Source organism: Variovorax boronicumulans (assembly GCF_019352895.1).
Lineage (GTDB): Bacteria > Pseudomonadota > Gammaproteobacteria > Burkholderiales > Burkholderiaceae_C > Variovorax > Variovorax boronicumulans_A.
In genome coordinates this window covers 2,145,045-2,165,676 of record NZ_JAAAFX010000004.1, presented here as the reverse complement: position 1 = coordinate 2,165,676, position 20,632 = coordinate 2,145,045, and the positions used below count along the sequence as shown (strand labels likewise).

Below are 20,632 nucleotides of genomic sequence, written 5' to 3'. Positions count from 1 at the left end.
CGGCACCTTGGCGCCTTCATTTGTCCCGACCCTCTACCAACTAATAGATAGACACCTCACATGACGACCCCTCTTTCCCTCATCGGCGTGGTCCACACCGCCCTCAGCCTGGTCCCGGTCGCTGCCGGCCTCTACAGCTTCGCGCGCTACCGCGCGATCGATCCGGCGACCCGTTCCGGCAGGGTCTACCTGGTCGGCCTGGCGCTGTCAGTGCTCACGGCCTTCGGCCTGTCCAGCACGGGTGGCCTCAATCCCGGACACGCGCTGGGCATCCTGGCCCTGCTCGCGGCCTTCGGCAGCCTGCTCGTGCCGCGCCTTGCCGTGCTGGGGCGCTCGCGGCCGTACCTGGCGACGCTCGGGCGGACCTTCAGCTTCTTTCTGCTGCTGGTTCCCGGCATCGTCGAAACCCTGACCCGGTTGCCGGCAACGCATCCGTTGGCCGACAGCCCGGCGTCTCCGGTGGTCCGCGCCACGCTGCTGGCATGGGTCGTGATCTTCGTCGCGGGCTTCGCGCTGCAGGTCTGGACGACCCGTTCGCGTCGCGGCAACGCAGCCCGGCGCTAAGGCGGCGATGCGCGCCATCCCGCGGCCGCGCGCACGATGCCGCGGGCCTCAGGCCTGCTGGCGCGTGGCTGCCAGGACGATTTCACGCACGCACACGCCATCGGGCTGCGAATAGGCGTAGTGGACCGCGCGGGCCACGTCTTCGGCGGACAGCACCTTGCCGCCCATCCCGGCCTTCCAGGCTTCGTAGCCGGTCTTGATGTCCGCATCGGTGGTGTGGCCGAGCAGTTCGGTCTCCACCGCGCCCGGCGCGATCGTGGTCACGCGCACGTTGTGCGCAGACAGTTCCTCGCGCAGGTTCTCGGACAGTCCGTGGACCGCGAACTTGCTGCCCACATAGGCCACGTGGTTGGCGAAGGTCTTGCGCCCCGCCACCGAACTGATGTTGATGATGCTGCCGCGCTTGCGCCCGACCATTCCCGCCGCGACGGCATGTACGCCGTTCAGCACGCCCTTGACGTTCACGTCCAGCATGCGATCCCATTGGTCCGGGTCCTGGCGGGTGATCTCGCCCAGCAGCATGACGCCCGCGTTGTTGACGATCGCATCGGCCGGCCCGAAGCGCTTCTCGCCTTCCTGCACGGCAGCGGCCAGGGTCGCGCGATCGGTCACGTCCACGGACAGCGCCAAGGTCTGCGGCAAGTCCAGGGCCTGCATCTTTTCGAGCCGCCGAGCCAACAGCAACAGGGGATGGCCGTGCGACGAGAAGAGGCGAGCCGTGGCCAGGCCGATGCCGGAACTGGCGCCGGTGATGACGATCAGCGGTTGGGAGCTATTGCGCATGTCAGGCCTTCCTAGGAATAAGTTCTACAGATGAATCACTGTTCCGGTAAGTCTATTTTTAGAATGTGGGTGTTGAAAAATGGTTTATTCTTCTTTCATCCATATGAATGACTTATGGCTTCTGAATGGACTATCGCCAGCTCCGGGCCTTTATCGCGGTCTTTGAAGAACGCAACATCACCGCCGCCGCGCAGCGTATTCACCTGAGCCAGCCGGCGTTGTCGGGCAGCATCCGCCTGCTGGAAGCGTCCCTGGGGACGACCCTGTTCTTGCGCAAGGCTCGGGGTGTGGACCTCACCGATGACGCCCGCTCCCTGTATCCGCAGGCACGTCGAATGGTCGCGGAGGCAGACGACCTAGCGCAGCGCTTTCGCCAGCGTGGCGAGCGCGAGTGCCTGACCATCGGCGTCGAACAGGACGTGGCTCGCGCGACGGTGCAGCATCTCGCCACGACCGCCCATGCCTGCGTGCCCGGGCTGCAACTGCGCCTGCTGGCGGGATGCGAGGGCGACGCGCGGCTGGCCAGCGAAGACCTGCGCTGCGAGGACGAACTGTTTCTGCCGATCCTGAGCGAAGGCTACGTGCTGGCGTCGCCTGCCGCGTACCCGGCGCCGGAAAACGACGGGGCGCCGGGCCTCGACCCCGAAGGCCGGGCCTCGTGGATCACGTGCCCGACGCACGCCAGCCATCAACGACTGATGCCCCTGTACGGCGCCGCCGCGCACGCCCCGGCAGCCCACGCGGACAATTTTTCGTTGGCGCTGGACCTCGTTGCAGCAGGCGTCGGGACGGCCGTCGTGCCGGAGTCGCTGGCCGAAGAAACGCCGCGAGTCCTGATCCGTCCACTGAAGGCGGTGGACCTGAAACGCCGTATCGGCGTCTGCTACCCCATCCAGTCACTCGACCACAGCCCTTTGACATTGCTGCGCAACGCGCTACACGCCGGCTGAAGCACCGCCGCCGTGCGCGGAAGCCAGCCTAGAACTTGTACCGCGCCGTCAATTGCGCGCTGCGCGGTGCGCCGTACGTGCCCGAGTACCACCAGCCCGACATCGAGGCGATGTACTTGCGGTCGAACAGGTTCTGCACGTTGAGCGAGACCGAGAGCTGCTCGTTCACGTCGTAACGCGCCATCAGGCCGGCCACCGCATAGGCGCCCTGGCGTGCGACGACCGCGCGTTCGATCTGCCAGATCTCGCCGCTGTAGCTGATGCCGCTGTTCCAGTCCACGCCACCGCCCACGGTGAGCCGGCGCCAGTCGCCCGGCAGGCGGTAGGTGGTCCAGACCCGGGCCATCTGGCGCGGGAAGGTGGTGTTGACGCGGCGGCCGGTCGCGTCTTCCGAGCTGCTGAAGTTGTACGAGGCGCTCAGGTTCCAGCCCGGGGCCAGCGCGCCGTTGAACTCGAGGTCGATGCCCTGCGTCTTCACGCCCTTGACCGCGCGCGAGGCGGTGTTGGAGGTGCCGGGAATGAACTGGCCCGGGTCGGCCTCGGCCACGTTGTCCTGGCGGATCTGGTAGATCGCGGCGCTGGTCGTCACGCGGCCGTCGAGGAAGCTGCTCTTGAGGCCGGCCTCGTAGGTGTTGCCTTCCTGCGGGTCGAGCAGCTGGCCGTTGCGGTCGAGCGAGCTCTGCGGGTTGTAGATGGTGGCGAAGCTCGCATACAGCGTGTGCTGTGCGCTCAGGTCGTACACCAGGCCACCGTAGGGCGTGAACACGCGGCGCTCGGACGACGGCGAGGTGCTGTAGTAGCCGCCAGTCGTGTTCGTGACGTAGTCGCTGTCGTAGTTCAGCACCTTGGCGCCGACGATGAGCTTGAGCGCATCGGCCAGCTGGAAGCGGCCCGCGCCATAGACGCTGGTCTGGCGGCGCGTGCTGTCGAAGGTGACGAAGCGGTCGCCGTAGACCGGCGCACCGCTGTTGTCCCAGCGGTAGACGTTGACCGGCAGGCCGTCGAGGCCGGAGATGTCGAAGCTGCCGTGGGTCAAGCTGCGGAAGTCGTTGTACTCGACGCCGACCAGCGCCTCGTGCTGGCGGCCGAACAGGCTGAAGGGTCCGCCCAGCTTCAGGTCCACCGTCTGGTTCTTCAGCCGGTAGTCGCGGCGTTCGGCGTTGAGCAGCAGGCCGTCGCCGGTGCGCTTGTCGAACACGCTGCTGTTGACCGCCATGTAGACCGAATCCTCGCGCTGCTTCGAATGCAGGTCGTTGGCCGAGAGCTTGAGCTTCCAGTCGTTGTCGAAGCGCTGTTCCAGCGTCACGAAGGCACTGGTGGAATCGGTGTTGAAGCGGTTGTGGCGGCTCGCGGCGTTGAAGGAGGTCTTGAAGTCGGTCTGCTCGCCGTCGCTGTTGAACAGCGGGAAGCCCAGGTACGACAGCGAACCGCGCGAACGGTTCTCCTGGTGGTCGATGCCGGCCGTGAGCTTGAGCGAATTCGTGAGGTCGGCCTCGATCACGCCGTAGAACACGTCCTTCTTCTTGCTGTAGTAGTCGATGTAGCTGTCGCCTTCCTCGTGCACCGCGACCAGTCGGCCGCGCACGCTGCCCGACGCGTTGAGCGGGCTCGAGAGGTCGAGCATGCCGCGCTTGTTGCCCCAGGAACCGATGCTCGCCTCGGCCACGCCCTGGAAGGTGGAGGTGGGCTTCTTGCGCACCATGTTCACGATGCCCGACGGATCGCCCGCGCCGGTGCTCAGCCCCGAGGCGCCGCGCAGCACCTCGATGCGGTCGTACAGCGCCATGTCGGCGATGCTCTGCGAAGGCAGCGCATCCAGGCCCAGGAACTCGGAGTGGGTGTTGACCCCGTCGAGCTGGTAGTTGCTGATCGGATAGCCGCGCGCGTTGGCGTTGATGCGCTCGGTGCCGAGCACGGCCGTCGAGATGCCCGGCGTGCGGGCGAGCACCTCGCCGATGGTCGTGAGGTTCTGGTCCTCCATGCGCTGCTGGGTCATCACGCTGACCGATTGCGGCGTGTCCTTGAGGCTCAGGTTCAGGCCGCTGGCCAGGCCCGTCGGGCCGCGCGCGGTGTAGACGCCGGTGCCTTCGGTGGTGCCCGAGCGCTCGGCCTGCGCCGTCACGCGCACTTCGGCCAGCGTGGTGCCCGATGCAGCCTCGGCCGCGGGCGCGTTGCGTTCCGAGGCCACGACGGTCAGTGTGCCGCCGGGCGTCTGCGCCAGTGCGAGCCCGCTGCCCGCCAGCGCCTGCTGCGCGGCCTGTGCGACGGTGAGGCGCCCCTGCACCGCATGGGCGCGGCGCCCGGCCACCAATGCAGGCGCGGCGCTGATGCTGCGGCCGCCCTGGCGTGCGATGCGCGCGAGCACCACACCGAGTTCATCGGCCGGCAGGTTCCAGTCCATCGCGCCATCGGCGACGGCGCCGGGTGGCACGGCGGGTGTCGTCTGTGCAAACGACGGGGCGGCGGCACAGGCGAGCACGGCGGCCAGCGCCAGCGAGGCCTTGCGCATCGGGGCGCGGGAGCGGGACAGGGAAGACAGGGGAGACAGCGTCACGTCGGACATCCTGGTCGGTTCGGGTGGATCGGAGCGTTCAACCCTGTATGTCCCGCGAGGCGGGCAAACCCGACAGCCGATGCGCAAAAAATCTCAGGCCGTGCGCGTGTCCACGTAGACCACCCACTCGCCCCAGTGGCGCACCCGCAGCGGCAGCGTGTCGACCAGCGCCTGCAGGACCTGCATCGGCCGGTCCAGCGGATAGACACCGTAGACGCGCACGCGCGCGGCCTCGGGGCTGGCGCGCAGGATGGCCGGCGTGTACGGGCGCAGCGCCTCGAGCACGTCGGCCAGAGGCTGGTCGTGTACTTCGAGCACGCCACTGGACCAGGCGCTGGGATCGACGCGCGCCGCGGCCACGGGCTCGATGCCATCGGCGTGCAGCCAGGCGCTCGCGCCCTGCGGCAATTCGACCGCCGCCCCGTCGTTCAGCGGGCGCAGGCGCACGCTGTGTTCGAGCACCGACACCAGCGTGCGGCCCTCCTCCTGCTGCACCATGAAGCGCGTGCCCAGCGCGCGCACGGCACCCTGGGCGCTCTGCACGACGAAAGGCCGCCGCGCATCGGCCGCGACGTTGACGATCAGCGCGCCCGCGCGCAGGTGCACGAGGCGCTGGCCGGCGCTGAAGTCCAGGTCGGCGGCCGAGCGTGCGTTGAGCAGCAGGTCGCTGCCGTCGGCGAGCACGAAGCGGCGGCGTTCGCCGGTGCCCGTGCGCAGGTCGGAAGACCAGGCCATGAGCGGCGCCTGCCGCTCGGCCCAGAGCCCGCCGCCCGCGGCCGTGAGCAGCGCGACCGCGGCACCGCCCAGCAGCGCACGCCGACGCGCGCGGTGATCCGGTGGTGCACTCAGCGCACGCACGCCCGAGGGCGCATGGCCGCCAGCCTGCAGCTGCGTGAGCGCAGGCGCGATGCGCTGGTCCAGCCGCTGCTGCAGCGAAGCCCAGGCCGCCGCGTGGGTTGGCGCGGCCTCGAGCCAGCGCGCAAAGGCGCGGCGCTCGCCGTCGTCGCTGTGGCCGGAGTCCAGCCGCACCAGCCAGTCGATGGCCTGCTCGGTCACGGGGTCGAGCGGCAAGGCGGTGGCACGCGCCGTCATCCGGCCTCCGGCTGCGCGGGGCAGGTGTAGAGGTGCACGATGGCCTGCTTGATGTGGCGCTCGACCGTGCGCACCGAGACGCCCATGCGTTGCGCGATCTCGGCATGGGCCAGGCCCTCGAGCCGGCGCAGCAGGAAGGCCTCGCGCACCTTGGGCGGCAGGCCGTCGAGCCAGCGGTCCATGGTCTCGACGGCTTCGCGCACCAGCGCATAGGTTTCGGGCGACGGCACCAGTTCCTCGGGCTGTACCGCGAGCGCATCGAGCCAGGCCCGCTCCAGTTCGCGCCGGCGCCAGAAGTTGTAGAGCACGCGCTGCGCCAGCGTGGTCAGGTAGGCGCGCGGCTCCTCGATCGCCTGCGCCTGGCCGCCGCTGATCACGCGCACGAAGGTGTCCTGTGTCAGGTCCGCGGCCGTGTGGCCGTCGCCCAGCCGGCGGCGCAGCCAGGTCTGCAGCCAGGCACGGTGCTCGCGGTACAGCGCGTGGACGGGATCGGCCGCGGCGGAAGAGGACATGGGCGTGAATTCGATGAATGAGAATTACTCTCATTTTATCCATGCGCGGCCACGGTCCTCCTGCCTTTCCCCCGGCCGGGGCTTTGACGCAGTGATGGAGCGAGGCCGCTAAACTGCCGCGACCCCACCCTGCCCCACTGCCAGATCCTCCGTTGAACAAAGCCTCACCCCATGCCGGCCATGCGCACGCCGATGCCCCCGCAGCCGAGGTTGCGGTCGCCGGCCAGCGCGCCACGCGCCAGCGCTCCGCGATCCGCGCGGTGATCGACCGCTCGGCGCGCCCGCTGTTGCCCGCCGAGATCCTCGAGGACGCGCAGCGCGAGGTCGAGGCCATGGGCATCGCGACCGTCTACCGCAACCTCAAGCTGCTGGCCGACGCGCAGGAGATCCGCATCGTCGAGCTGCCGGGCGAGGCCCCGCGCTACGAGAGCGCGCGCCATGCGCACCACCACCATTTCCAGTGCCGCCAGTGCGCGCGCGTGTTCGACGTGCACCAGTGCCCGGGCGACTTCGCCTCGCTCGCGCCCAAGGGCTTCCGCGTCGATGCGCACGAGCTCACGCTCTACGGCACCTGCGCCGACTGCAGCACGCCCGCGCCCCGCAAGACCGCCGCCCAGCGCTGACCCCTCTCTTGCGCCGGCGTGCATGCGCGCGGCGAATCGGTTCTAATTGATAATTCGATATCAATTAGGACTGCGATGCATCGACTTCCCGTGACCGTGCTCTCCGGCTTCCTGGGCGCCGGCAAGACCACGCTGCTCAACCACATCCTGAACAACCGCGAGGGCCGGCGCGTGGCGGTCATCGTCAACGACATGAGCGAGGTCAACATCGACGCCGCGCTGGTGCGCGACGGCGGCGCCGACCTGTCGCGCACCGAGGAGAAGCTGGTGGAGATGAGCAACGGCTGCATCTGCTGCACCTTGCGGGAAGACCTGCTGATCGAGGTCGAGCGCCTGGCCAAGGCCGGGCGCTTCGACCAGCTGGTGATCGAATCCACCGGCATCTCCGAGCCGCTGCCCGTGGCCGAGACCTTCACCTTCGAGGGCGAGGACGGCAAGAGCCTGTCGCGCGTGGCGCGGCTCGACACCATGGTGACGGTGGTCGATGCCTTCAACTTCCTGCGCGACTACGGCTCGGCCGACAGCCTGGGCGCGCGCGGGCAGTCGCTGGGCGACGCCGACACCCGCACCGTGGTCGACCTGCTGATCGAACAGGTCGAGTTCTGCGACGTGCTGGTGGTGAACAAGGCCGACCTGGTGAGCGAGGCCGACCGGCTGCGCCTCGCGGGCATCCTGGCCCACCTGAACCCGCGCGCGCGCATCGAGTACGCGCAGTTCGGCCGGGTGCCGCTCGAGCGCGTGCTCGACACCGGGCTGTTCGACTTCGAGCAGGCCGCCGACGCGCCCGGCTGGCTGCGCGAGATGCGCGGCGAGCACAAGCCCGAGACGCTGGAATACGGCATCGACAGCTTCGTCTACCGCGCGCGTCGGCCCTTCCATCCCGCGCGCTTCTGGGCATGGGTGCAAAGCGAATGGCCAGGCGTGGTCCGCTCCAAGGGCTTCTTCTGGCTTGCGAGCCGGCCCGGGTTCGCGGGCAACTGGTCGCAGGCCGGCGGCGCCTGCCGCTACGGCGCGGCCGGCTACTGGTGGGCCGCGGTGCCGCGCGAGCACTGGCCGACCGACGCCGAAGCGCTGGCCACGATCGAGGCGAAATGGAGCGACACGGTGGGCGATGCGCGCCAGGAGCTGGTGCTGATCGGCATCGGCATGGACGAAGCCGCGCTGCGCGCGCGGCTCGATGCCTGCCTGCTGAGCGATGCCGAGATGGCGGCCGGCCCCGTGCAGTGGCAGGCCTGGCCCGACCCCTTCCCCGCCTGGACCGACGACAGCCTTACTTGACCTGCTGCTTGCCCAGCTTGCGCGCCAGCGTGCGGCGGTGCATGCCCAGGCGGCGCGCGGTCTCGGAGATGTTGAAGCCGGTCTCGGCCAGCACCTCGTGGATGCGCTCCCATTCGAGGGTCTTGATCGAGGTCGAGCGGTTGGTGAGCTCGACCTCGGTGGTGCCCTCGGCGCGGCCGAAGGCGGCCTCGATGTCGTCGGTGTTCGAGGGCTTGGCCAGGTAGTGGCAGGCGCCCAGCTTGATCGCCTCGACCGCGGTCGCGATGCTGGCGAAACCGGTCAGCACCACGATCAGCATGCCGCGGTCGTGCGCATGCAGGGTCTGGACGCAGGCCAGGCCCGAAGCCTCCCCGCTGAGCTTGAGGTCGACCACCGCGTAGCCAGGTGAATGCTGCTGCAGCAAGAGGCTCACGTCGTCGAGGTTGGTGGCCAGGATCACGCGGTAGCCGCGGCGCTCGAAGGAACGGCCCAGCGTGCGCGCGAAGGCGGCGTCGTCCTCGACCACCAGCAGCAGGCGATCTTCTTGTTCAGTTTCCACCGTCGGGCTCCTCTTCCAGGACGATCGCCGAAAGCGGCAGCGTCAGTTCCACCACCGCGCCGCCCTCTTCGCGGTTCTGCGCGCTCACGCTGCCGCCCAGCGTGCGCGCCACGTTGACCACCAGGAACAATCCCAGGCCACCGCCGGGGCGCCCCTTGCTCGAGCGGTAGGGCTTGCCCAGCTCGGCCAGCATCGCGGGCGCGAAGCCCGGGCCGTTGTCGGTCACGGTCAGCAGCAGCCTGTCGCCCTCGCGGTCGACTTCGAGCCGCACCCAGTAGGGCGAGGCCTCGAGGGCATTGTCGAGCACGTTGCAGATCATCTGCTGCAGCGCGGAATCCGAGACCATGGGCAGGTCCTGCCCGAAACGGTTGTCGTAGACGAAGGAGGTCACGGGCCGCGTCTCGCGCCAGGCCTGCACCAGCTCGTCGAGGAAGGTGCTGACGGTGGTCTCGACCGAGGACTCGCCGCGCGCCTCGCCGGCCGACATCAGCACGCCGCTCACGATCGACTTGCAACGCTGCAGCTGGGTCTGCATCTCGCCGATCTCCTGCTGCAGCTCGGGATTGGCCGCAAACTCGGGCATACGCCGCCAGTCGCCCAGGATCACGGCCAGCGTCGCCAGCGGCGTGCCCAGCTCGTGGGCCGCACCCGAGGCCAGCAGGCCCATGCGCACGATGTGCTCCTCCTCGGCCGCGCGCTGGCGCAAGGCGGCCAGCCGCGCATCGCGCTCGCGCAGGTTGCGGTTGATGCGGGTGACGAAGATCAGCAGCAGCGCGGCATTGAGCGCGAAGGACACCAGCATGCCCTGCACGTAGGGGCTCGCCAGGCCTCGGTCGTGGTCCAGCGGCAGTTCGAGCGGGCGCGAGAACAGTGCGAGGCCGGCGAAGCAGAGGGTGGTGATGACCACCATGGTCAGGCTTGACCAGGCCTCCAGCAGCACCGCGCCCAGGATCACCTGCAGCAGGAAGAGAAAGACGAAGGGGTTGGTGGTGCCGCCGCTCAGGTAGAGCTGCGCGCTCAGCATCGCCACGTCGACCAGCAGCGCGACGAACAGCTCGCCGTTGGTCACGGCGCGGCCGGTGCGCCAGCGCAGCAGGCTCGCGATGTTGAAGACGATCAGGCAACCCAGGATCGCCAGCATGGTGCCCAGCGGCAGCCGGATCTGCAGCCCGTAGTGCGCGACCTCGATGGTCACGATCTGGCCGACCACCGCGATCCAGCGCAGCTGGATCAGCTGCTCGAGGTTCTGCAGCCCGCTCGCATCCTGGATGCGCGGCGCCTCGGGCGCGCGCATGGGCGGGGTGTCAGGGGTGGGGGTCGGCATCCGGGTCGTCTCCTGGGCGGGAAGACCCATTGTCGCCATGCCGGCGCGCCCTCGCCCGGCGGCCCAGGCGAAGCTCCTCGCGCGCCACGTAGCCCGCGCCCAGCGCCACCATCAGCGCCAGGCCGAACCAGGTCAGCGCATAGACCAGGTGGCTGTTGGGAAAGGCGATCACCGTCAGGCCCCCGACCGGCGCGCCCTCGCCACCCGGCGTGGCGTCGGCATCGACGAAGTACGGCGCCACCTCGCCCAGGCCGCGCGCGGCGGCGATGGCGGGCACGTCGCGCGAGAACCAGCGCCCGATGGCGGGGTCGTTGCGGCGCGGGAACATGCCGCCCGGTTCGCTGGCACGCAGCAGGCCGGCCACGCGCACCTCGCCCTGCGGCCCTGCATCGCGTTGCGCGGGTTCGCGCCGTTCGGGCGGCACGAAGCCGCGGTTGACCAGCACCGTGCCGCCGCCGGCCAGGCGCAACGGCGTGATCACCCAGAAGCCGGTGCCACGCGCGGTGCTGGCCTGCACCAGGGTCTCGTGGGCGTGGTCGAAGGTGCCGGCGAGCCGCACGTGGCGGTAGGCCTGCGCCGCGGCATCGAAGCCGGACCAGTCGGCCGGGCCGGGCGCGTCGACGGGCGGCGCGTGCACGCGCTCGTCGACGCTCTGGATCAGCGCGAGCTTCCAGGCACGGCGTTCGACCTGCCAGATGCCCAGCGCCATGAAGCCGATGAACAGGCCCAGCGCGCACAGCGCCAGCACGGCCCGCACGGCCGCGGAGCGCGGGCCCCGCTCGGGCGCCGCCTCGCCATGCTCGCGCTGCCCCGGGTTCAAGGCATGTTCTGCATGTCGTGCATCGACGGCATCATGTTGTGGTTGAGGTGGTACATCACCCACAGCGAGCCGGCCAGCGTGATGACCACCAGCACCAGCGTGAAGATCAGCGCCAGCATCGACCAGCCGCCCTCGGCCTTGGTGTTCATGTGCAGGAAGTACACCATGTGCACCACCATCTGCACGGCCGCGAAGCCCAGGATCACGAAGGCCGTGACGCTGGAGCTGTCGAACACCTTGCCCATGACCAGCCAGAACGGGATGACCGTGAGGATGACCGACAGGATGAAGCCGGTGACGTAGCCGCCGACGGTGCTGTGGGCCGCGCCGCCTTCGTCGTGATGGTCGTCGTGGCCGTGGGAATCGTGACCGTGGTGGTCCAGGTCATGTGCGCTCATGGAAGGACTCCCATCAGATAGACGAAGGTGAAGACGCCGATCCAGATCACGTCCAGGAAATGCCAGAACATCGACAGGCACATGAGGCGGCGGCGGTTCTCCGGCAGCAGGCCGTGGCGCGAAACCTGCACCATCAGCGTGACCAGCCAGATCAGGCCGAAGGTGACGTGCAGGCCGTGCGTACCGACCAGCGTGAAGAAGGAGGACAGGAAGGCGCTGCGCTGCGGCACCGCGCCCTCGTGGATCAGGTGCGCGAACTCGTAGAGCTCGAGGCCGATGAAGGCCGCGCCCAGCAGGCCGGTGATCGCCAGCCAGGCCAGCACCGGCTTCACGCGCTTCTTCTGCATCTCGATCATGGCGAAGCCATAGGTGATCGAGGACAGCAGCAGCATCGAGGTGTTGAGCGCCACCAGCGGCAGGTCGAACAGGTCGGCGCCCGAGGGGCCGGCCGCGTAGCTGCGCCCCACCACCGCATGCACCGCGAACAGGCAGGCGAAGATCAGGCAGTCGCTCATCAGGTAGAGCCAGAAGCCCAGGCCGGTGGCGTTCTGCGGGTGGTGGTCCCCGGGGACGTAGAAGCGCAGGTTGTCCGGCGCGTTGGCGCCGGCGTTCAAGGTGGCGGTATCAGACATGGCTGGCCAAGAGACGGGTGCGCAATCCCTCGGTGCGGACGACTTCGTCCGCGTCGATGTGATAGTCGCGCTTGTAGTTGAAGGTATGGAAGATCGTGGTGCCGACCAGCGTCAGCATCGCCAGCACGGCCAGCGGCCACATGTGCCAGATCAGCGAGAAGCCCACCAGCGTGCTGAGGCCCGCGATCACGATGCCGGCCCAGGTGTTCTTGGGCATGTGGATCGGGCGGAAGCCTTCGGTCGGGCGCTGGTAGCCGCGGCGCTTCATGTCCGACCAGGCATCGTTGTCATGGATGATCGGCGTGAACGCGAAGTTGTAGGCCGGCGGCGGCGACGAGGTCGACCATTCCAGCGTGCGGCCATCCCACGGATCGCCCGTCACGTCGCGCAGTGACTCGCGGCGGCGGAAGCTCACCACCAGCTGGATGATGAAGGACAGGATGCCCAGCGCGATCAGGCAGGCGCCGAAGGCGGCGACCTGGAACCAGATCTGCAGCGACATGTCCTGGAAGTGGCTCATGCGGCGCGTCACGCCCATCAGGCCCAGCACGTACAGCGGCATGAAGGCGAGCCAGAAGCCGACCAGCCAGAACCAGAAGGACATCTTTCCCCAGAACGGGTCGAGCTTGTAGCCGAAGGCCTTGGGGAACCAGTAGGTGATGCCGGCCATGAGGCCGAACAGCACGCCGCCGATGATCACGTTGTGGAAGTGGGCCACCAGGAACAGGCTGTTGTGCAGCACGAAGTCGGCCGGCGGCACCGCCAGCAGCACGCCCGTCATGCCGCCGATCACGAAGGTGACCATGAAGCCCATGGTCCAGAGCATCGGCACGTCGAAGCGGATGCGGCCGCGGTACATGGTGAAGAGCCAGTTGAAGATCTTCGCGCCCGTCGGGATCGAGATGATCATCGTCGTGATCCCGAAGAACGAGTTCACGCTGGCACCCGAGCCCATGGTGAAGAAGTGGTGCAGCCACACCAGGTACGACAGGATGGTGATCACCACCGTGGCGTAGACCATCGAGGCGTAGCCGAACAGGCGCTTGCCCGAGAAGGTGGACACCACTTCGGAGAAGATGCCGAAGGCCGGCAGGATCAGGATGTAGACCTCGGGGTGGCCCCAGATCCAGATCAGGTTCACGTACATCATGGCGTTGCCGCCGAAGTCGTTGGTGAAGAAGTTGGTGCCGACGTAGCGGTCCAACGACAGCAGCGCGAGCACCGCGGTCAGCACCGGGAACGCGGCCACGATCAGCACGTTGGTGCACAGCGAGGTCCAGGTGAAGATCGGCATCTTCATCATGGCCATGCCCGGCGCGCGCATCTTCACGATGGTCGCCAGCAGGTTGATGCCCGAGAGCAGCGTGCCCACCCCCGCGATCTGAAGCGACCAGATGTAGTAGTCGACCCCCACGTCAGGGCTGTGCAGGATGCCCGACAGCGGCGGATAGGCCAGCCAGCCGGTGCGCGCGAACTCGCCCACGAACAGCGAGGCCATGACCAGCACGGCGCCGCTGGCGGTCATCCAGAAGCTGAAGTTGTTGAGGAAGGGGAAGGCCACGTCGCGCGCGCCGATCTGCAGCGGCACCACGTAGTTCATCAGGCCCGTGACCAGCGGCATGGCCACGAAGAAGATCATGATCACGCCGTGGGCGGTGAAGATCTGGTCGTAGTGGTGCGGCGGCAGGAAGCCCTCGTTGGCGCCGAAGGACATGGCCTGGTGCAGGCGCATCATGATCGCGTCGGCAAAGCCGCGCAGCAGCATCACCAGGCCCAGGATCACGTACATGATCCCGATCTTCTTGTGGTCGATGCTGGTGAACCATTCGCGCCAGAGGTAGCCCCAGGCCTTCTGGTAGGTGATGAGGGCCAGCAGGCCGACGCCACCGAGCACCACGGCCAGGAAGGTGGCGAGCAGGATGGGATCGTGCAGCGGGATCGCCTCCCAGGTCAGGCGGCCGAAGACGAGCTTCGTGAGGTCGAGTGAGTCGAACATGGAGATCCGGAAAACGGGTTACAGCGACGGTGTGGGCGCAGGGGTGAACAGGTCGGGCGCTTCGTTGACCGAGCACATCGCGCCGACGTAATTGCGCGCGGGGCCCAGCGTGGCGCCGGCGTCCAGGCCGAGGCGCGCACGCGTCGACTTGTCGAGCGAGGCCACATTGAAGGCGCCCGGCATGCCGAGGCCGCCGCTGGCGTCGATGGCCATCATGTCCTTCATGCACATGCGGTTGGCCTCGACGCAGCGGTTGAGGATGGCGTCGTAGAGGCCCGGCGCCACGCTCGCGTAGTGGCGCACCGGCTCGCGTTCGCTCGGGTGCTCGAGCTGCAGGTAGGCGGCGCGGCTGAGTTCCTTGCCGTCGTCCTTGGTCTTCTGCACCCAGCGGTCGAAGTCGTCGTCGCTCAGGCCGTGGAACTTGAAGCGCATGCCCGAGAAGCCCGCGCCGCTGAAGTTGGCCGAGAAGCCCTCGTACTCGCCGGGCTTGTTGATCACCGCGTGCAGCTTGGTTTCCATGCCGGCCATCGCGTAGATCTGGCCGGCCAGCGCCGGGATGAAGAAGGAGTTCATCACCGTGGACGAGGTGATCTTGAACTGGATCGGCCGGTCGACCGGCGCCGCCAGTTCATTCACGGTCGCGATGCCCTGCTCGGGATAGAGGAACAGCCACTTCCAGTCGAGCGCCACCACCTCCACCACCAGCGGCTGGGTGCCGGCCGGCACCGGGCGGTTGGCGTCGATGCGGGTCAGCGCACGGTAGGGGTCCAGCGTGTGGGTGCTGATCCAGGTCAGCGCGCCCAGCGCGATGATGATCAGCAGCGGCGCGGCCCAGATGGCGAGCTCGAGCTGGGTCGAATGGTCCCAGTCGGGTGCGTACTCGGCGTGGGCCGCCTTGTTCGACTGGCGGTACTTCCAGGCGAAGAAGAAGGTCAGACCGATCACCGGCACGATGATCAGCAGCATCAGGACCGTGGAAATGACGATCAGCTGCCCTTGCTGGGCGGCGATGTCGCCGGAGGGGCTGAGCAGCACCGTGTTGCAGCCTGCCAACAGGAAGGCGGGCAGCAAAAGCCAGGCTCGGGGGTTCTTGAGAAAGGGCATGCCGTGAAATTGGAGCTTGTGCTTGCGCGTGGAGCCTGCGAATCTACGGGTATCGGCGGCAAATGGGCATTGGACGTTTTGTCCTATGGCATCAAACGCCGGAGAGTGAGACGCTCTGCGTTGCCGCAACGACACCCGGAACAGAACCGCGAACAGCCCATGATGACGACCTCCATCGGTACACACAACAGCGAATCCCCGCCCGACAGCGAGATCGCCCGCGCGGTTGGCGCCGATACGCATGTCCACCCCGGCGAGATCGCTGTGGGCGTGGTGATCGGGCGCGCTTCCGAGTATTTCGACTTCTTCGTCTACGGCATCGCGTCGGCGCTGGTGTTTCCGGCCATCTTCTTCCCCTTCGCGGACCGCCTGACGGGCACACTTTACGCCTTTGCGGTGTTCGCACTGGCCTTCATCGCACGCCCCTTCGGCACCGCCCTGTCGATGGCCATCCAGCGCCGCTATGGCCGCGAAGCCAAGCTGACCTCGGCCCTGTTCCTGCTGGGCACCTCCACCGCCGGCATCGCCTTCCTGCCCAGCTACGCCAGCATCGGCCCGGCCGCCATCGTGCTGCTGTCGCTGTTCCGCATCGCCCAGGGCGTCGCACTGGGCGGCACCTGGGACGGCCTGCCCTCGCTGCTGGCCCTCAACGCGCCGGCCAACCGCCGCGGCTGGTACGCAATGCTGGGCCAGTTGGGCGCACCCGTGGGCTTCATCGTGGCCGGCTCGCTGTTCGCCTACCTGGTCTCGAGCCTGACCTCGGACGACTTCCTCACCTGGGGCTGGCGCTATCCCTTCTACGTGGCCTTCGCGATCAACGTGGTGGCCCTGTTCGCACGGCTGCGGCTGGTGGCGACCACCGAGTACTCGCGGCTGCTCGATGAGCGCGAACTGGCGCCCACCGGCGTGATCGAGCTGGGCCGCTCGCAGGGCGTGAACATCGTGATCGGCGCCTTCGCGGCACTGGCCAGCTACGCGCTGTTTCACATCGTCACGATTTTCCCGCTGTCGTGGATCACGCTGTATTCCGACCAGTCGGTCAGCCAGTTTCTGGTGGTGCAGATCATCGGCGCATGCCTGGCTGCGTTGGCGATGGTCGCCTCCGGCAAGATCGCCGACCGCATCGGCCGCCGCATGACGCTGGGCTCGCTGGCCGTGATGATCGCGGTGTTCAGCGGCTTCGCGCCCACGCTGCTCGACGGCGGTGCCTTCGGCCAGGACACCTTCATCCTGGTCGGCTTCGTGCTGCTGGGCCTGTCCTACGGCCAGGCCCAGGGCACCGTGACCTCCAACTTCCCGGCCAAGTACCGCTACACCGGCGCCGCCCTCACGGCCGATGTGGCCTGGCTGGTCGGCGCCGCCTTCGCGCCCCTGGTCGCCCTCGGCCTCTCGGCCCATTTCGGCCTGGGCTACGTCAGCGTCTACCTGCTGTCGGGCGCCGCCTGCACCCTGGGCGCGCTGGGCCTGAACCGCGCCATCGAGCAGCAGCGCGATTGAGCGTAAGGGCGCGCGAGCCGCGCGCCCACCGCCCTGCCCCTTCCCCCTTCCAGAGATACCGCGGAACCGGCTTTGCCGGGCCGCTGATACCGCCCCCTTAAGGGGGAGGCGCCGTCAGGCGCTTCGGGGGGGGTGGATCAACTACTCGGCAGTGATCCCGGCAGCCTTCACGATCCGGCCCCACTTCTGCGATTCCCCGGCCTGGAACTTCGCCAGTTCCTCCGGCGAGCTCGTGAACACCTCGGTGCCCGTCGGGTCATAGAACGCCGCTTTCGCAGCCTCGCTCTTCGCGGCCTTCACCAGCAGTTCGTTCAAACGCTTGACCACGGCCGGCGGCGTCTTGGCCGGCGCATAGGCCGCGAACCAGTAGCCCATCTCGTAGCCCTTCACGCCGGCCTCGGCAATGGTGGGGACGTCCGGTGCCAGCGGCGAGCGCGCGGCGCCCGATGCGCCCAGCGCGCGCAGCTTGCCGGCCTTGATCTGCGGCAGGCCGGTGGCGGTGTCGGTGATCATCATGTGGATCTGGCCGCCCAGCAGGTCGGTCACGGCCAGCGTGTTGCTCTTGTAGGGCACATGCAGCAGCTGGATGTCGGCCATCTGCTGCAGCAGTTCGCCGGCCATGCGGCTCGACGAGCTGCCGCTGCCGAAGCTGTACTTGCCCGGCTCCTTCTTCGCCAGTGCGACGAACTCGGCCACGGTCTTGGCGGGGAACGAGGGGTTCACGACCATGATCTGGCCGCCCTTGCCCAGCGCGGCGACTGGCGAAAAATCCTTCACCGGGTCGTAGGGCAGCTTCTTGTACAGGTGCTCGTTGGCCGCGTGCGTGGTGTTGGTGGTGATCAGCACGGTGTAGCCGTCTGGGGCGGCCTTGGCCACGAACTGCGAGGCAATGAAACCGCTGGCGCCGGCCTTGTTGTCGATCACCACGGCCTGCTTCGATTCGGCCGTGATGCCGTTGCCCAGCGCACGCGCGATCTGATCGGTGGCGGTGCCGGCCGCGAAGGGCACGACGAAGGTGATCGGCTTGTCGGGGAAGCTGCCCTGGGCCTGGCTCGCGACGGGCGCCAGGGCCAGTGCGGCGATGGCGAAGGCGATCGAATGGATGTTGCGGTTCATGCGTGTTGTCTCCTGGAATTTTGAATGGGAAGAAAGGGAATCAGCCTTCGGACAGGCCGATGAGTCGATGCTGCAGTTCGGCCGGCACCACCAGAGGCAGGTCGAGCAGCAGGAAGGAAAGCGATTTGCCGTGCGTGTCGAGGTTCAGCGCGTCGTTCACGCCGCCGTCGAGCACCGCATCGAGCACGAAATTCATGGCCTGCAGCCGGGGCAGCACGAAGCGCTGCACGCGGCTGGGCGCGCGGTGGCGGAACTGCGCGGCCACGGCCTCGGGCGTGACCTGTTCGACCAGTAGCGGCCACAGTTCAGCGTGCCAGGCGATCACGCTGATGTTCGAGCGGTCGCCCTTGTCGCCGGTGCGGCCGTGGGCGGCGCGGTAGAGGGGAACGGTGACGGTGCTCATGCAGCGGACTCCAGCAGTTCGAAACGCACCGGCACCACCTCGCGCGGCAGCAGGCAGGAAAGGGTGTTGAGACGTGGCGTGAGCGTGCTGCGCACGCCGCCGCCGCCGGCCGGCCCGCAGGTGTAGAGCGCCATCACCTCGCGGCCCAGTCGCTCGGCCTCAGCGCGCTCGGCATGCGTGGCCGCCACGCGCAGGCGCACGTCGCGCGCGCCACCGTCGGGCGTGGCCGCGAGCGCGCGGCCGGCGTCGTCGCCCAGGATGCTGATCGCGCCGATCAGGTCGACGCGCAGGTCGAGCCCGATCAGGCGCTGGCGCAGCACGTCCGCGGCCAGCCGGGCCCGCGCCTCGGCCCGTGGGCCCGCATAGGAGATCTCGCCCTCGGCCAGCCAGCCCCCCTCGTGGCAGACGTTGACCTTGTAGTGACTCGGCCGTGCATGGCCGCGCACGCCGCTCAGCTGCACGCGGTCGGGGCCCGCGGTCTCGACTTCTGCCTGCGTGATGTCGGCCACCACGTCGGGCGTGAGGTAGGCGGCCGGGTCGTGCACCTCGTAGAGCAGTTGCTCCTTGACCGTCGCCTCGCTCACGCAGCCGCCGGTGCCGGCCGACTTGCCGATGACGCAATGACCGTCGGCCGCGATCTCGGCGATCGGGAAGCCCACCTCGGCCAGGCCCGGCACGTCCTTGAAGCCCGGGTCGGCGAAATAACCGCCGCAGACCTGCGCACCGCATTCGAGCAGATGGCCGGCCATGGTGGCGCGGCCCAGCACGTCCCAGTCGTCGGCGGCCCAGCCGAAGTACGACATCGCGGGGCCCACGGTGAGCGAGGGGTCGGCCACGCGGCCGCAGACCACGATCTGCGCGCCAGCATCGAGCGCGGCGGCAATGGGCTCGGCGCCGATGTAGGCATTGGCGCTGACGATGCGCAGACCGTCGAGGGCCGAACCCAGTTCCGCGCGCAGCAGGGCCTGCTGCGCGGGTGCCGAGAGGTCGTCGCCCTCCACCACCGCGATGCGCGGCGCCGCCTGGCCCAGCTCGCGCGCCATGCGTGCGATGTGGCGCGCCGCGGCACGGGGGTTGGCGGCACCGAAGTTGCTCACGATGCGAATGCCGTGCGCGAGGCAGCGCGCCAGCACCGGGCGCAGCATGGCGTCGAGCAGCGGTTCGTAGCCGGCCTCGGGATCGGCGCGGCGCCGCAGCTGGGCCAGCGCCAGCGTGCGCTCGGCCAGGGTCTCGAAGATCAGGAAGGCGCGCTGGCCCGCAGGGCCGCCCGCGAGCCGTGCGATCAGCGTGTCGACCACTGGGCCGGCCGCGTCGGTGCGGTCGCCGGAAAAGCCGGCGGCACAACCGATCAGCAAGGGTGGGGGTAAGGTGGCCTGGACCGTCATGGTGCGTTCTCTCGTCTCGTTGTAGGGTTCAATGTAGGGCCAGTCCATCGATCCGTAAAATAGAAAATTCAGATCGATTCATCTGGATAACGGATCAGCCATATGAAGACACCCGACCTCTCCGCGCGGCAGCTGCGCGCCTTCGCCGCGCTGGCGGCGCAGCGCAACTTCACACGTGCGGCCCAGCTGTGCCATCTGTCGCAGCCGGCCTTCAGCGCGCTGATCCGCACGCTGGAGGAGGCACTGGGTGCGCGCCTGTTCGACCGCGACACGCGCAGCGTGCAGCTCACGCCCGAGGGCCGGCTGTTCGAGCCCGCGGCGCAGCGCCTGCTCGACGACATGCGCGACGCCGTCACCGACCTGGCCGACCATGTGGAGCGCCGCACGGGCCGGGTGCGTGTGGCGGCCCTGCCCTCGCTCGCGGCCGGCTGGCTGCCCGCGGTGTTCGCCGAGTTCATGGCGGCCTGGCCCGGCATCACGGTCGGCCTGGACGACGCGCTGTCCGACGCCTGCATCGCGCGCGTGCGCAGCGGCGAGGCCGACTTCGCGCTGGCCGCCTCGGGCGCCGGCAGCGCCGCGGCCAGCGACCTGCGCAGCCGCAAGCTCTGCAGCGACGGCTTCCACCTGGTGTGCCGGGCCGACCACCCGCTGGCCACCGAGCCCAAGCTCGGCGCCCGCAAGCTCGCACCCTGGCCCTTCATCCAGATGGCGCGCCACAGCAGCGTGCGGCAGTCGCTCGATGCGGCCCTGCATCCGCTGCGCCTGCACACCGCCTTCGAGGTCGAGCACCTGGCCACGGTCATGGGGCTGGTCGAGGCCGGCCTGGGCATTAGCGTGGTGCCCGCGCTCACGCTGTTCCACTTCCAGCGCGACACGCTGGTCACGCGGCCGCTGCCCCTGCCGGGTTTGAAGCGCACGGTCTACATCGTGCAGCGACGCGAGGGCAGCCTGTCAGTGGCGGCGCAGACCCTGCACGACCTGATCGTGGCGCGGCTCGGCGCGCTGGCGCTGCGCTGAACAGGCCCCGCCGATAATCGGCAGTCCCCCCGAATACACAAGAAAC

20 protein-coding genes are annotated in these 20,632 nt (G+C 68.6%); 6 read left to right on the top strand and 14 right to left on the bottom strand.

Features of this window, described 5'->3' with window-relative positions; genetic code table 11:
• Nucleotides 1-60: 60 nt before the first annotated feature.
• Nucleotides 61-564: a hypothetical protein gene (locus K0H49_RS11635; protein ID WP_219212210.1), complete on the top strand. Its 504-nt coding sequence runs from the start codon at nt 61-63 to the stop codon at nt 562-564.
• A 48-nt stretch (nt 565-612) separates the two neighbouring features.
• Here the strand turns inward: K0H49_RS11635 and K0H49_RS11630 are convergent, their stop codons facing one another.
• A complete protein-coding gene (locus tag K0H49_RS11630; RefSeq protein ID WP_219212208.1) occupies nt 613-1,347 on the bottom strand; it encodes an SDR family oxidoreductase in 735 nt (244 codons plus the stop codon).
• Between the two features lie 125 nt (nt 1,348-1,472).
• On the opposite strand from K0H49_RS11630, the gene K0H49_RS11625 reads away from it, so the two are divergent.
• The gene (locus K0H49_RS11625) at nt 1,473-2,297 is read left to right on the top strand and encodes a LysR family transcriptional regulator (RefSeq protein ID WP_219212206.1); all 825 of its coding nucleotides are present in this window, start codon (nt 1,473-1,475) and stop codon (nt 2,295-2,297) included.
• A gap of 28 nt (nt 2,298-2,325) precedes the next feature.
• Here K0H49_RS11625 and K0H49_RS11620 read toward each other — a convergent pair whose 3' ends face one another.
• From K0H49_RS11620 to K0H49_RS11610, 3 genes are all read right to left on the bottom strand, one after another.
• On the bottom strand, nt 2,326-4,860 hold the full coding sequence (locus K0H49_RS11620; RefSeq protein ID WP_219212204.1) for a TonB-dependent siderophore receptor: 2,535 nt from the start codon (nt 4,858-4,860) through the stop codon (nt 2,326-2,328).
• A gap of 84 nt (nt 4,861-4,944) precedes the next feature.
• The gene (locus K0H49_RS11615) at nt 4,945-5,943 is read right to left on the bottom strand and encodes a FecR family protein (protein ID WP_219212201.1); all 999 of its coding nucleotides are present in this window, start codon (nt 5,941-5,943) and stop codon (nt 4,945-4,947) included.
• A complete protein-coding gene (locus tag K0H49_RS11610) occupies nt 5,940-6,455 on the bottom strand; it encodes a sigma-70 family RNA polymerase sigma factor (RefSeq protein ID WP_219212200.1) in 516 nt (171 codons plus the stop codon). The genes K0H49_RS11615 and K0H49_RS11610 overlap by 4 nt, the downstream gene beginning before the upstream one ends.
• Nucleotides 6,456-6,607: 152 nt before the next feature.
• On the opposite strand from K0H49_RS11610, the gene K0H49_RS11605 reads away from it, so the two are divergent.
• Together K0H49_RS11605 and zigA are read left to right on the top strand one after the other, a co-directional pair.
• Nucleotides 6,608-7,078, top strand: a complete 471-nt coding sequence (locus K0H49_RS11605; RefSeq protein ID WP_219212197.1) for a Fur family transcriptional regulator — start codon at nt 6,608-6,610, stop codon at nt 7,076-7,078.
• Between the two features lie 75 nt (nt 7,079-7,153).
• Nucleotides 7,154-8,356 (top strand): zinc metallochaperone GTPase ZigA, encoded by a 1,203-nt coding sequence (gene zigA, locus K0H49_RS11600; RefSeq protein ID WP_219212196.1) that lies wholly within the window; start codon nt 7,154-7,156, stop codon nt 8,354-8,356.
• On the opposite strand, the gene K0H49_RS11595 is transcribed toward zigA, so the two are convergent.
• The 7 genes from K0H49_RS11595 to cyoA are packed head-to-tail and all read right to left on the bottom strand — an operon-like array spanning nt 8,349 to nt 15,168.
• A complete protein-coding gene (locus K0H49_RS11595; protein ID WP_219212194.1) occupies nt 8,349-8,894 on the bottom strand; it encodes a response regulator transcription factor in 546 nt (181 codons plus the stop codon). The genes zigA and K0H49_RS11595 overlap by 8 nt on opposite strands.
• Nucleotides 8,884-10,188, bottom strand: coding sequence for an ATP-binding protein (locus K0H49_RS11590; protein ID WP_257624672.1), 1,305 nt, complete (start codon nt 10,186-10,188; stop codon nt 8,884-8,886). Before K0H49_RS11590 ends, K0H49_RS11595 begins: the two co-directional genes overlap by 11 nt.
• 10 nt (nt 10,189-10,198) lie before the next feature.
• The gene (locus tag K0H49_RS11585) at nt 10,199-11,038 is read right to left on the bottom strand and encodes an SURF1 family protein (RefSeq protein ID WP_257624671.1); all 840 of its coding nucleotides are present in this window, start codon (nt 11,036-11,038) and stop codon (nt 10,199-10,201) included.
• Nucleotides 11,035-11,436, bottom strand: coding sequence for a cytochrome o ubiquinol oxidase subunit IV (gene cyoD, locus K0H49_RS11580; RefSeq protein WP_219212190.1), 402 nt, complete (start codon nt 11,434-11,436; stop codon nt 11,035-11,037). Before cyoD ends, K0H49_RS11585 begins: the two co-directional genes overlap by 4 nt.
• The gene (gene cyoC, locus K0H49_RS11575; protein ID WP_219212188.1) at nt 11,433-12,068 is read right to left on the bottom strand and encodes a cytochrome o ubiquinol oxidase subunit III; all 636 of its coding nucleotides are present in this window, start codon (nt 12,066-12,068) and stop codon (nt 11,433-11,435) included. Before cyoC ends, cyoD begins: the two co-directional genes overlap by 4 nt.
• Complete coding sequence (gene cyoB, locus K0H49_RS11570) at nt 12,061-14,064, bottom strand: cytochrome o ubiquinol oxidase subunit I (protein WP_219212187.1); 2,004 nt, start codon at nt 14,062-14,064, stop codon at nt 12,061-12,063. The genes cyoC and cyoB overlap by 8 nt, the downstream gene beginning before the upstream one ends.
• Nucleotides 14,065-14,082: 18 nt before the next feature.
• Nucleotides 14,083-15,168 (bottom strand): ubiquinol oxidase subunit II, encoded by a 1,086-nt coding sequence (cyoA, locus tag K0H49_RS11565; protein ID WP_219212185.1) that lies wholly within the window; start codon nt 15,166-15,168, stop codon nt 14,083-14,085.
• Nucleotides 15,169-15,330: 162 nt separating this feature from the next.
• On the opposite strand from cyoA, the gene K0H49_RS11560 reads away from it, so the two are divergent.
• Nucleotides 15,331-16,665, top strand: coding sequence for an MFS transporter (locus K0H49_RS11560; RefSeq protein ID WP_374122355.1), 1,335 nt, complete (start codon nt 15,331-15,333; stop codon nt 16,663-16,665).
• A 141-nt stretch (nt 16,666-16,806) separates the two neighbouring features.
• On the opposite strand, the gene K0H49_RS11555 is transcribed toward K0H49_RS11560, so the two are convergent.
• Genes K0H49_RS11555 through K0H49_RS11545 form a run of 3 tightly spaced genes read right to left on the bottom strand, consistent with a single transcriptional unit; the run spans nt 16,807 to nt 19,569 of the window.
• Nucleotides 16,807-17,781, bottom strand: a complete 975-nt coding sequence (locus K0H49_RS11555) for a Bug family tripartite tricarboxylate transporter substrate binding protein (protein WP_219212180.1) — start codon at nt 17,779-17,781, stop codon at nt 16,807-16,809.
• 40 nt (nt 17,782-17,821) lie between these two features.
• Nucleotides 17,822-18,184 carry an AtuA-related protein gene (locus K0H49_RS11550; RefSeq protein ID WP_219212179.1) on the bottom strand — a complete coding sequence of 121 codons (363 nt, stop codon included), beginning with the start codon at nt 18,182-18,184 and terminating at the stop codon, nt 17,822-17,824.
• The gene (locus K0H49_RS11545) at nt 18,181-19,569 is read right to left on the bottom strand and encodes an acyclic terpene utilization AtuA family protein (protein ID WP_219212177.1); all 1,389 of its coding nucleotides are present in this window, start codon (nt 19,567-19,569) and stop codon (nt 18,181-18,183) included. Before K0H49_RS11545 ends, K0H49_RS11550 begins: the two co-directional genes overlap by 4 nt.
• A gap of 102 nt (nt 19,570-19,671) precedes the next feature.
• On the opposite strand from K0H49_RS11545, the gene K0H49_RS11540 reads away from it, so the two are divergent.
• Nucleotides 19,672-20,586, top strand: coding sequence for a LysR family transcriptional regulator (locus K0H49_RS11540; protein WP_219212175.1), 915 nt, complete (start codon nt 19,672-19,674; stop codon nt 20,584-20,586).
• The last annotated feature ends 46 nt before the right edge of the window (nt 20,587-20,632 follow it).